Raw genomic sequence first — 10,809 nt, forward strand, 5'->3', positions numbered from 1 at the left:
AATTAAGCACTCCCACTGCCTGATGGCGTCTCAACCGCTGCTGGGGTTTTTGCAATAAGCCAATGTTCACCCCCTTCAGGTCCTAAATATACTTCGCTGATAGGCGGTAAATCACACACTTCCACAATCTCAACTTGGTAATAAAACTGCCAAGTTAACGTCGCTTTACCAATCACACTGCTCGGCTGTTTAGTAAACGCAAAGTCGATATTGTACGGAATAAAAAACTGCCAAGGAGTGGCCATATCGTCCGCCTGCATCAGCGCTTCACATCGCTCAATCACCCCATCTAAACGCGTCAGTAGTGCATCACTGCCGGCCTGCTCTACTTCTAAGTCCAGTTGCAATGTTAATACCCGCCTATCGAGCGGGTTAGGACTCAAATTCTTATTTGAAGTTGGCCCATAAGTGACGCCAGCATCGGCGCCTTTTGCTTGCAACTCACTGGCTTGACGCTCAGCTAAGACTTGCACACATACTTGCGCGACTTGCGTTAAATCTGGATACGGCATGCTCGGCTTTAACAGCCCTACCTGAGCGATACCGTCAAGTCCAGACGTTAGGCACTCAAGTACCTTTCGTACTAGGGTACTACGTTGATTCATAGTGATTCTCTGATTAAAAGCTCAGCCAGTATGGCTGGAAATTTAGGGCGGACGATACGACCGAAGGGGTTACTTACATTACTGGTTTTACTGGCCAAACAACCTCATCGGGGTTTGTATATGTTTGAGGAATATCACGTAATGCTTGACGGTAGCTTTTAAATTCCTCAGTTAAAACCTCACCCGTTTCTTGGCTTTTAGTAACATACCAATCTGTCGCTTTTAAATTGGCATCTCGTATAGCCTTAACCGTTGACCACTTGCCAAACTCTAAGATATCTTCAAGAGGCTTTTGCGATTCTAATGAACTTAAATCTTTTTCCATGATTATTGCTCCCATGTCGGTTTTTCTTGCGTTATATAATTTACAGCGGGCTGACCTAAGTGCGACGTGTATTTTGTATCAACTGAAATAGCGCGAGTTGAGCCACAATGCGGACGTGTATCTATTTTTAACGATACTCTCGCAAAGCCTTGGTTGTATCCTTGTCCAATCGAGCGATATGAAACAGGTAAAATCGTCCCTTCCATAGCATTCGTTAGCGGTATTTCTTTTTCTAGATTATTTGGCTCTGAAATAAATACGCTTAAGCTGCTGTCATTCGCTATTTTCTTAACTTCTAGCTGACAGGCAACGGAGTCTTGGTAAGAAGTCCCTGTAAATATTAAGTGATCTGTATATCCCTCTGTTGCAAACATACCTCGGTGACACATCATAAATTCAATTTTGAAGTAGTCTCCATAATCACCATATGTAAGGTGGTTCGTTCCTGACTTAAACTCCAACATGTTAATGTAATATGGAGGTTGAGGGTTTGCACAATATGGGTAATCTGCGTCAGAACCATCAGCTTCGCGAGTGTACCCTCCTGCACTAAGTATTCGCTCAAATGAAAAGTGTTTTTCATTACCTACTTTCGTTACATTAAGGCCATTAATTGTTTCTACAATTGAATTTTTCCAATTATTAAACTCTGTTTCTGCACTTGCGATTTTTTGATCAACCTCTGCTGATTTTGCAGCAACAGTAGCATCAATATTGCCAATTTTATCTTGTACGGTTTGCGTTAGGTTGTCGGCGGCGACCACCACGTCCGTGAGCCTTTGGCTCATCGGTTTTTCTTGATTTGACATAGTATTTCCTTAACTTTAAAGACTAAGCTTGTTCAAGTGCGACTAAACGCAGCTCTTGTTCAATTTGCCGTTGCATGGTGTTGAGTTGAACCAAGGTCATATCGGCCAATTCTCTATCTACAATCAGGTTCAGATTATCAACGCCGACTTTTACCTCAACACTCTCTGATGGTAGCTGCGCCAACGATAAGGTTAGCCACTGGAGTACTTTTACATCGGGTGTACGGTACCCTAACGTGGTGTTTGGTTTTGAGTACACTCCCAATAAAATCAGCTCAGGCTCACCTTCACCGCTATAGTTTGGTGATTCAATGAATACTCCAATCTCGCGAATCGCATATTCAATCGGCGCATCAAACTTACCTGCTATTTTTAAGCTGCTGCCTTCGCCATCAGAATAATCAGTGTCGGCAATGGCGACCCGTTCTTTTTCGCCTTTAAGCGCTGTTTGAGTTTTATCTGGTGTGTAGTCACTGTCACCAAATGCCATATGGCTGATTTTGCCTTTAAAGCCGCGCTGTGTGGCGGTCATTAACGCGTCTAAACCAGCTTGAGTAAATTGCAAGGTTAATGCAGACATTTACGTCGCTCCTTGTAGAGTAAAATAAGTAAGTTGAAGTTGAGATAATGCAGCTGACACCACAGTAGTAGCAGTACCTGACTCAGGCCATACACCTTTCCAGCTCGCTTGCGCCTCCATTGCTGCAATATTCACTTGGCCATAACCATATAAGTTTAAACCTGCGGCCATTGCATTTGGCACTACCCCCGTCATATCAAGGCTATGTTCTAACGCGCCAATCCCTTTTTGACCTGCTAGTACAGCGCCAAGCGTTGCCTCAGTGTCATCCGGTGTCACACCGTTAAAGTCGCCTTGTTGTTGCAAAGCCCCAATACCAGGTTGAGCATTAAGCGACGCGGCTAAATCAATATACCCTGCATCTGGCCTTACTCCGTTGAAGACGCCTTCCTTGGAGAGTAATCCCGTCCCTGCGCTGGCATGTATTCCCATACCAAATTGTTCTTTTAACGAAATACCCAACTGCACTTCAACATGAATAGAAGCGCGTTTAACGGTATCAATAATGCGTTTTACTTGCGCAAGCATCGCTTTGGTCAGGAGCCCTTCCTCGTTACTATCGAGGTTTTCGTTCACCATCGCGTTTACCACGATGGTGCCGGGCTGCGCATCGATTTGATGCCACCATTCATGAATGTCGGTTTCAATATTTAAGCTGTCTAACGCTTTTTTTAAGGCAAACGGTGTGGCTTTAAACTGATGGACGACGAACGCATCATCAATCATTTGCCGTTTGGTGTGTTCAGACCACGCATCATTCCAATCATCTACCGACAACGCCCAAGCAAGCCAAGGTAATAGCTCTGCGGGGCAGTCCTGTGGATGCCAAATGTGTTTTAATAACTGTGATTTATCAGGGTATGTTAATAACTCAGCAAGTGAGCGCATCAACAGTGACGCATTGTGTGGCAGCAAGTCGGGTAACGCTTTCAAGTCACTCATTCATCACCTCGGCGCACCGATGCATTAATCACCATACCTGTGCAATGTGCGACTGAATCAGCAGATACCTGTATGTCGTTACTTGGGCTTACTACTTGGCCTTTTTCAACACCCGGTTGATTAATGGCACTAAATAGCCCCATTTGGCTAATGTCTCGCCCTAGTAATGTTTGCTGTGCACTATATTCGTCAAGCGCGGCTTTAACCGTCGCTTCAACACTTGATGCCGAAGGCCCGGGTGCAATTACCAAGTTAACCTCAATATGATACGGCACAACATTTGGGGTAAAAATCGACACTTTATCGCCCAATGGCCTCACTTTTGACGCCTCTTCACTTGGCCCACTGCCATCGGGCAATAAACCAAAATGATTGCGTAACTTTTCAACTAATTCTGTAGAGGGTAAGCCGTGCCCTTCATGGCTCAATACGGTGAGCTCCACAACGCAAGGTTGCGGACTATGTACATACACATCTTTTACCCGCGGGTCTGCCGATAATGCATGAAACTGATATGCTTGCTTACTTCCTGCGGTGTTTAATCCTTCAAATACCATTTGAATACGACGCCTAAAACGCGTATCGCTTTCTTTTTCATGAATATTTGAGCTCGCCGCTTGGCGAGATAAATTATATCGCGCCGCAATAGCGTCTAAATCATTACCTGTCGCCGACGCCAACATATTACCTTTTATGGCATCATTCACTTTGCCGTCAAATAACAAAGCTTGATACGCCATCATTTCTAGCATGATGGCCAATGGCTCTGATTCTAAAGTTAGCGCATCAGAAAATTCAGGGTGTTTTGCTAATAGCTTTTCTTTTAGCGCTTTAAGCTTTTGTTCATAGTCCAACACCGTGATGCTATCAGGCAATGGTACTTTTGACATATCGAGTAGATTAAACATATTCATCTTAAGCACCTTTTATTTGCATCCATAAAAAAGCCTACACAGTGTGTAGGCTCAATTGGTGGAGTTGGAATCTATGTAAAACGAGTTATTATTTATTCATTAATAACAACGCTGTATATCTTTTCTTTGATTAACCAGCTTAGGTATATATTACCGGTTTTTACCGTTTGAAACAGGTCAATGCTGACCCTTTAAAAACATTCAGAATGATTCGCCGTAGCAAACCATTTTGGATGTTTTTTATTGATGTAAGAGAGAAATACAAACGCTGAACTTCACACCCTAGTCTTCCTGACGAAGGTCAGGATCCATCTTTGTATTAAAGCCCATGTGTAACTTAACACCAGCGCTCAAAACACATGGGCCCTGAAACCAGTTCAGGGAGACGGTATTTGTAACCACATGAATTCTTCTTAAATAGTGATGACCACTACATTGTAATACCTAGCACAATACTCTGGTCTTCCTGACGAAAGTCAGGATCCAATTTGGTATTAACGCCCGAGTGTAACTCAACACCAGCGCTCAAAAACACATGGACCCTGAAGCAAGTTCAGGGAGACGGTGGTTTAAATTATCTAAGTACTTACTCAAATGATGACTTATTTATAAGACTTCGCACCACACCCTGGTCTTCCTGATGAAGGTCAGGATCCATCTTTGCATTAACGCCCGTGTGTAACTTAACACCAGCGCTCAAAACACATGGGCCCTGAAACCAGTTCAGGGAGACGGTATTTGTAACCACATGAATTCTTCTTAAATAGTGATGACCACTACATTGTAATACCTAGCACAATACTCTGGTCTTCCTGACGAAAGTCAGGATCCAATTTGGTATTAACGCCCGAGTGTAACTCAACACCAGCGCTCAAAAACACATGGACCCTGAATCAAGTTCAGGGAGACGGTGGTTTAAATTATCTAAGTACTTACTCAAATGATGACTTATTTATAAGACTTCGCACCACACCCTGGTCTTCCTGATGAAGGTCAGGATCCATCTTTGCATTAACGCCCGTGTGTAACTTAACACCACAGCTCAAAACTCATGGACCCTGAAACCAGTTCAGGGAGACGGTATTTGTAACCACATGAATTCATTAAAAACATTCAGAATAATTCGCCGTAGCAAACCATTTTGAATGTTTTTTTATTGCCCAATTTAAGAGCTAGTTCAACGCTAAACCACACTCTTTCGTCTTCCTGACGAAGGTCAGGATCCATCTTTGCATTAACGCCCGTGTGTAACTTAACACCACAGCTCAAAACTCATGGACCCTGAAACCAGTTCAGGGAGACGGTATTTGTAACCACATGAATTCTTCTTAAATAGTGATGACCACTACATTGTAATACCTAGCACAATACTCTGGTCTTCCTGACGAAAGTCAGGATCCAATTTGGTATTAACGCCCGAGTGTAACTCAACACCAGCGCTCAAAAACACATGGACCCTGAAGCAAGTTCAGGGAGACGGTGGTTTAAATTACTTAAGTACTTACTCAAATAATGACTTATTATAATACCTCGCACCACACCCTTGTCTTCCTGACGAAGGTCAGGATCCATGTTTGTATTAACGCCCGTGTGTAACTTAACACCACAGCTCAAAACTCATGGACCCTGAAACCAGTTCAGGGAGACGGTATTTGTAACCACATGAATTCTTCTTAAATAGTGATGACCACTACATTGTAATACCTAGCACAATACTCTGGTCTTCCTGACGAAAGTCAGGATCCAATTTGGTATTAACGCCCGAGTGTAACTCAACACCAGCGCTCAAAAACACATGGACCCTGAAGCAAGTTCAGGGAGACGGTGGTTTAAATTATCTAAGTACTTACTCAAATGATGACTTATTTATAAGACTTCGCACCACACCCTGGTCTTCCTGATGAAGGTCAGGATCCATCTTTGCATTAACGCCCGTGTGTAACTTAACACCAGCGCTCAAAACACATGGGCAGCTTTAAATAGTACAAGTTGGGATTGTGTCAGCAAATATTCAAATCAGCTCACTATGCTAGCTGCAAACCCTTTTGAGCTTGTTGTCTAGCATAGGTGTATATTAGCGAATTTTACGGTTTGAAACAGGTCAATGCTGACCCTTTTAAAACATTCAGAATAATTCGCCGTAGCAAACCATTTTGAATGTTTTTTTATTGCCCAATTTAAGAGCTAGTTCAACGCTAAACCACACTCTTTCGTCTTCCTGACGAAGGTCAGGATCCATCTTTGCATTAACGCCCGTGTGTAACTTAACACCAGCGCTCAAAAACTCATGGACCCTGAATCAAGTTCAGGGAGACGGTGGTTTAAATTATCTAAGTACTTACTCAAATGATGACTTATTTATAAGACTTCGCACCACACCCTGGTCTTCCTGATGAAGGTCAGGATCCATCTTTGCATTAACGCCCGTGTGTAACTTAACACCAGCGCTCAAAAACTCATGGACCCTGAATCAAGTTCAGGGAGACGGTGGTTTAAATTAACATGAATTCTTCTTAAATAGTGATGACCACTACATTGTAATACCTAGCACAATACTCTGGTCTTCCTGACGAAAGTCAGGATCCAATTTGGTATTAACGCCCGAGTGTAACTCAACACCAGCGCTCAAAAACACATGGACCCTGAAGCAAGTTCAGGGAGACGGTGGTTTAAATTATCTAAGTACTTACTCAAATGATGACTTATTTATAAGACTTCGCACCACACCCTGGTCTTCCTGATGAAGGTCAGGATCCATCTTTGCATTAACGCCCGTGTGTAACTTAACACCACAGCTCAAAACTCATGGACCCTGAAACCAGTTCAGGGAGACGGTATTTGTAACCACATGAATTCTTCTTAAATAGTGATGACCACTACATTGTAATACCTAGCACAATACTCTGGTCTTCCTGACGAAGGTCAGGATCCATCTTTGTATTAACGCCCGTGTGTAACTTAAAACCAACGCTCAAAAACACATGGACCCTGAATCAAGTTCAGGGAGACGGTGGTTTATGCCTTCAATGACGAAACTTACCCCAAAACAAAAAGCCGATTTAGTACGACTTAAAAGTCAACTAAACCGGCTTTATCTGGACAAGTTAGATGTGTTAGCAAACCTTCAAATCAGCTCACTGTGCTAGTTGCAAACCCGTTTAAGCTTGTTGTCTAGCATAGGTGTATATTAGCGAATTTTACGGTTTGAAACAGGTCAATGCTGACCCTTTTAAAACATTCAGAATAATTCGCCGTAGCAAACCATTTTGAATGTTTTTTTATTGCCCAATTTAAGAGCTAGTTCAACGCTAAACCACACTCTTTCGTCTTCCTGACGAAGGTCAGGATCCATCTTTGTATTAACGCCCGTGTGTAACTTAAAACCAACGCTCAAAAACATATGGACCCTGAATCAAGTTCAGGGAGACGGTGGTTTAAATTACTTAAGTACTTACTCAAATAATGACTTATTATAATACCTCGCACCACACTCTTTCGTCTTCCTGACGAAGGTCAGGATCCATCTTTGCATTAACGCCCGTGTGTAACTTAACACCACAGCTCAAAACTCATGGGCCCTGAAACCAGTTCAGGGAGACGGTATTTGTAACCACATGAATTCTTCTTAAATAGTGATGACCACTACATTGTAATACCTAGCACAATACTCTGGTCTTCCTGACGAAAGTCAGGATCCAATTTGGTATTAACGCCCGAGTGTAACTCAACACCAGCGCTCAAAAACACATGGACCCTGAAGCAAGTTCAGGGAGACGGTGGTTTAAATTATCTAAGTACTTACTCAAATGATGACTTATTTATAAGACTTCGCACCACACCCTGGTCTTCCTGATGAAGGTCAGGATCCATCTTTGCATTAAGTTTTACGGTTTGAAACAGGTCAATGCTGACCCATTAAAAACATTCAGAATAATTCGCCGTAGCAAACCATTTTGAATGTTTTTTATTGATGTAAGAGAGAAATACAAACGCTGAACTTCACACCCTAGTCTTCCTGACGAAGGTCAGGATCCATCTTTGTATTAACGCCCGTGTGTAACTTAACACCAGCGCTCAAAAACTCATGGACCCTGAATCAAGTTCAGGGAGACGAAGGTTTTATACTTTAGGCTTTAGACTTTAGGTTTTGCGTTATACGCACTCTTACAAAAAATGCTTTTCGGAGCCCTTATCACCCAAAAGCAAAAAGCCGATTTAGTGCGACTTTAAAAGTCAACTAAACCGGCTTTATCTGGACAAGTTAGATGTGTTAGCAAACCTTCAAATCAGCTCACTATGCTAGCTGCAAACCCTTTTGAGCTTGTTGTCTAGCATAGGCGTATATTAGCGAATTTTACGGTTTGAAACAGGTCAATGCTGACCGTTAACCCATATACTCTTCTGGGATAAAGTTAAATAAGTTTAATTCATTGATGTCAGTTATGTCTGCTACATCTAATTCAGCTAAATTGCTAGCCTGACGCAAGTTTTCACGTGCAGTCAATTCAAATTGTAAATGCTCAGTCGCACTTGTCACTAATGAATCATCCAAAGTCAATTTAGCAATTTCAAGACGCTCTTGCGCTCGCTGAACTCGCCAATACTCACTGGTTAAACGACTCGCAACGGTCCTTTTAATTTGAGAAATAATATCTGCTCTTATTAAAGCCAACTCATCGATGGACTCAGGCGTATAATGCGCAATAAACTCAGCAACACTCTCGCTGCTCCACTTTTCACCAGTTCTTGGATGTATTAACCAAAAATGTCCGTCAATACACATCCCTTTACTTTCACTATAAACACAATTCATAACTTACTCCTAAAATGCTCGACACGTTCGGCCTATACCATATTGGCTATTTATAAGGTATTCGTTTAACAAACCAACATTTGAATAAGGGTTAATACAGTTAATCGCCATCGCAAGTAACCCACCACTTGTATTGTTACTGTCTGGTTTTGACTTATATTGATACATACCTAATAATTCACCCAACATACTTTGTAGAGCAACGGTTACCTCACCTTGGCCTGCTAAATGAGTTGAACTTCTCGCTGATGAGTTACTCATAAAATAATAATTAAGCGGTTCAAGTTTATTCTCTTCGGTAAACCTATAATGCGCGCTATATCGATCATGCCCCATTTTTACAACGTTATTTTCAATACCGAAATAGCCATAATAACTCAGATCCTCGTTTGCCATAGCCATTTCATATGAATCTGCTAATGCGCCAATATGCCTCGCATTACCGAAAGGGTGATTAAGAACATGAGCAATAAAATTAACACAGGTAAAGTCTCCCGCATCAACGTATTGCTGGTATTCAGCTTCGGAGGTAATGGTTCTGTTTGTCACGACATTTTTATCACGGTATTTTTCAACAATGACTGAGTTAGCATCATCAACCATCACCAAACAATGCTTAATATTGTCATACAAAACGCCCGTATGTGAATGAGTATGGTCTGTGGTAGTTTTAACTCCCCATTTATCTCTGGCGTTTAGGTTTTTTTTAGGTCGAGTAAACGAATTAAACGTAACTTCTTTACAAAAAATCCCTTTATAATGGGTAACCTCAGCGCTTTGCTGACTTTGCGAATTAAATACAATTTCATATTTAATATTGTTATGATCTGTACTTAATCCAAGTGGAAGTATTGCGCTTGAACCTTTTGAATAGATTTTATCGGTGGGATTTTGCACAAACGTATTCTCATAAACACCTGGGTTATGATGCACTGTTTTGCTCCTTCCGTCCTTGCTCAACGTAAGGTATTCAAGTTTATTTTTTTTATGGGTTGAACCAGCAACGACACATGGCCGCACCGCATTAGTTTCACCTGAGCTATCGTATATAGCAAAAATAGCGGTTGTTCGAGCAGAGCTAGAAGTCCCCTGACTTTCAACTCTCGTCAACCCGAATAAAGGTTTTGCCTCGCTCGCAGCCCTATGGACTTGCTGTGTTATTATCGTATTGATTTTTGATTCCATCGAATCAATATGGCTTAATTGTGAGGAATGGGATTTTAAAAGTTCATTACTCCCTTTTAACAGCGCATCTGAATTTTTCATCGCATTGGTGCCATCTGTCAATGCTTGCTGAAGCTCACCGGTCGCAACATCTAAATGGGATTCTGCAACTGCGAGGAGCGCTTGCTCTAACCTTGCATTGTTGCTGAGTTTAGAAATTGCATTGGTGATCAATGTTTGGTCTTCAGGCGACAGCGCTTTTGCGTCTACTCCTTCAACCAGTTTATCAACCATGGCCTGTACGGCATTTTGTATTGTTGCCATAATATCCTCTTATAGTGGAAAAATTGATTCGCCCAACAACTGGTTGAGCTTGTGTTTACGTGCTTGTTTTGTGGATGCTTCAACCTGGGTTTCGTGCTTGTCTTCAAGGGTGGTTAGCTTAGCGTCGAGGGTTTCATCGTTTTCCTCTAGTGCTTTTTTAAGCATTTCTCTGGCTTCGTTGGCGCTTTTATCGGCTTGCAGTAGTGCATATACATTGCTATCAACGGCTTTTAGCGCTTCGGCGAGTCTTAACACATCTTGGTCAAGTTGATTGGTTGGGTGTGGCAGTGGGTATTGTTGATGTGGGGTTTTATTGTCTACAGTCATAGACCC

General features: G+C 42.1%; 9 protein-coding genes. All 9 read right to left on the reverse strand.

Annotated elements, in window-relative coordinates:
* Positions 1 to 2 precede the first annotated feature (2 nt).
* Positions 3 to 605, reverse strand: a complete 603-nt coding sequence (locus tag PCIT_RS13555) for a hypothetical protein (RefSeq protein ID WP_010364449.1) — start codon at positions 603 to 605, stop codon at positions 3 to 5.
* A 73-nt stretch (positions 606 to 678) separates the two neighbouring features.
* Entirely contained in the window at positions 679 to 930 is a 252-nt protein-coding gene (locus PCIT_RS13560; protein ID WP_010364447.1) for a tail fiber assembly protein, read from the reverse strand.
* Between the two features lie 2 nt (positions 931 to 932).
* Positions 933 to 1,739, reverse strand: a complete 807-nt coding sequence (locus tag PCIT_RS13565) for a hypothetical protein (RefSeq protein WP_010364445.1) — start codon at positions 1,737 to 1,739, stop codon at positions 933 to 935.
* Positions 1,740 to 1,761: 22 nt separating this feature from the next.
* Complete coding sequence (locus PCIT_RS13570; protein WP_010364443.1) at positions 1,762 to 2,319, reverse strand: phage tail-collar fiber domain-containing protein; 558 nt, start codon at positions 2,317 to 2,319, stop codon at positions 1,762 to 1,764.
* Positions 2,320 to 3,261, reverse strand: a complete 942-nt coding sequence (locus tag PCIT_RS13575; RefSeq protein WP_010364441.1) for a phage tail protein I — start codon at positions 3,259 to 3,261, stop codon at positions 2,320 to 2,322.
* Positions 3,258 to 4,175, reverse strand: a complete 918-nt coding sequence (locus tag PCIT_RS13580; protein WP_010364439.1) for a baseplate assembly protein — start codon at positions 4,173 to 4,175, stop codon at positions 3,258 to 3,260. The genes PCIT_RS13575 and PCIT_RS13580 overlap by 4 nt, the downstream gene beginning before the upstream one ends.
* A gap of 4,384 nt (positions 4,176 to 8,559) precedes the next feature.
* Complete coding sequence (locus PCIT_RS13585) at positions 8,560 to 8,988, reverse strand: hypothetical protein (RefSeq protein WP_010367965.1); 429 nt, start codon at positions 8,986 to 8,988, stop codon at positions 8,560 to 8,562.
* Between the two features lie 9 nt (positions 8,989 to 8,997).
* Positions 8,998 to 10,476: a hypothetical protein gene (locus PCIT_RS13590; protein WP_010367966.1), complete on the reverse strand. Its 1,479-nt coding sequence runs from the start codon at positions 10,474 to 10,476 to the stop codon at positions 8,998 to 9,000.
* 9 nt (positions 10,477 to 10,485) lie between these two features.
* Entirely contained in the window at positions 10,486 to 10,803 is a 318-nt protein-coding gene (locus PCIT_RS13595) for a hypothetical protein (RefSeq protein ID WP_010367967.1), read from the reverse strand.
* Positions 10,804 to 10,809: the final 6 nt, after the last annotated feature.

The sequence above is a fragment of the Pseudoalteromonas citrea genome (assembly GCF_000238375.3).
GTDB classification, from domain to species: Bacteria; Pseudomonadota; Gammaproteobacteria; order Enterobacterales; family Alteromonadaceae; genus Pseudoalteromonas; species Pseudoalteromonas citrea.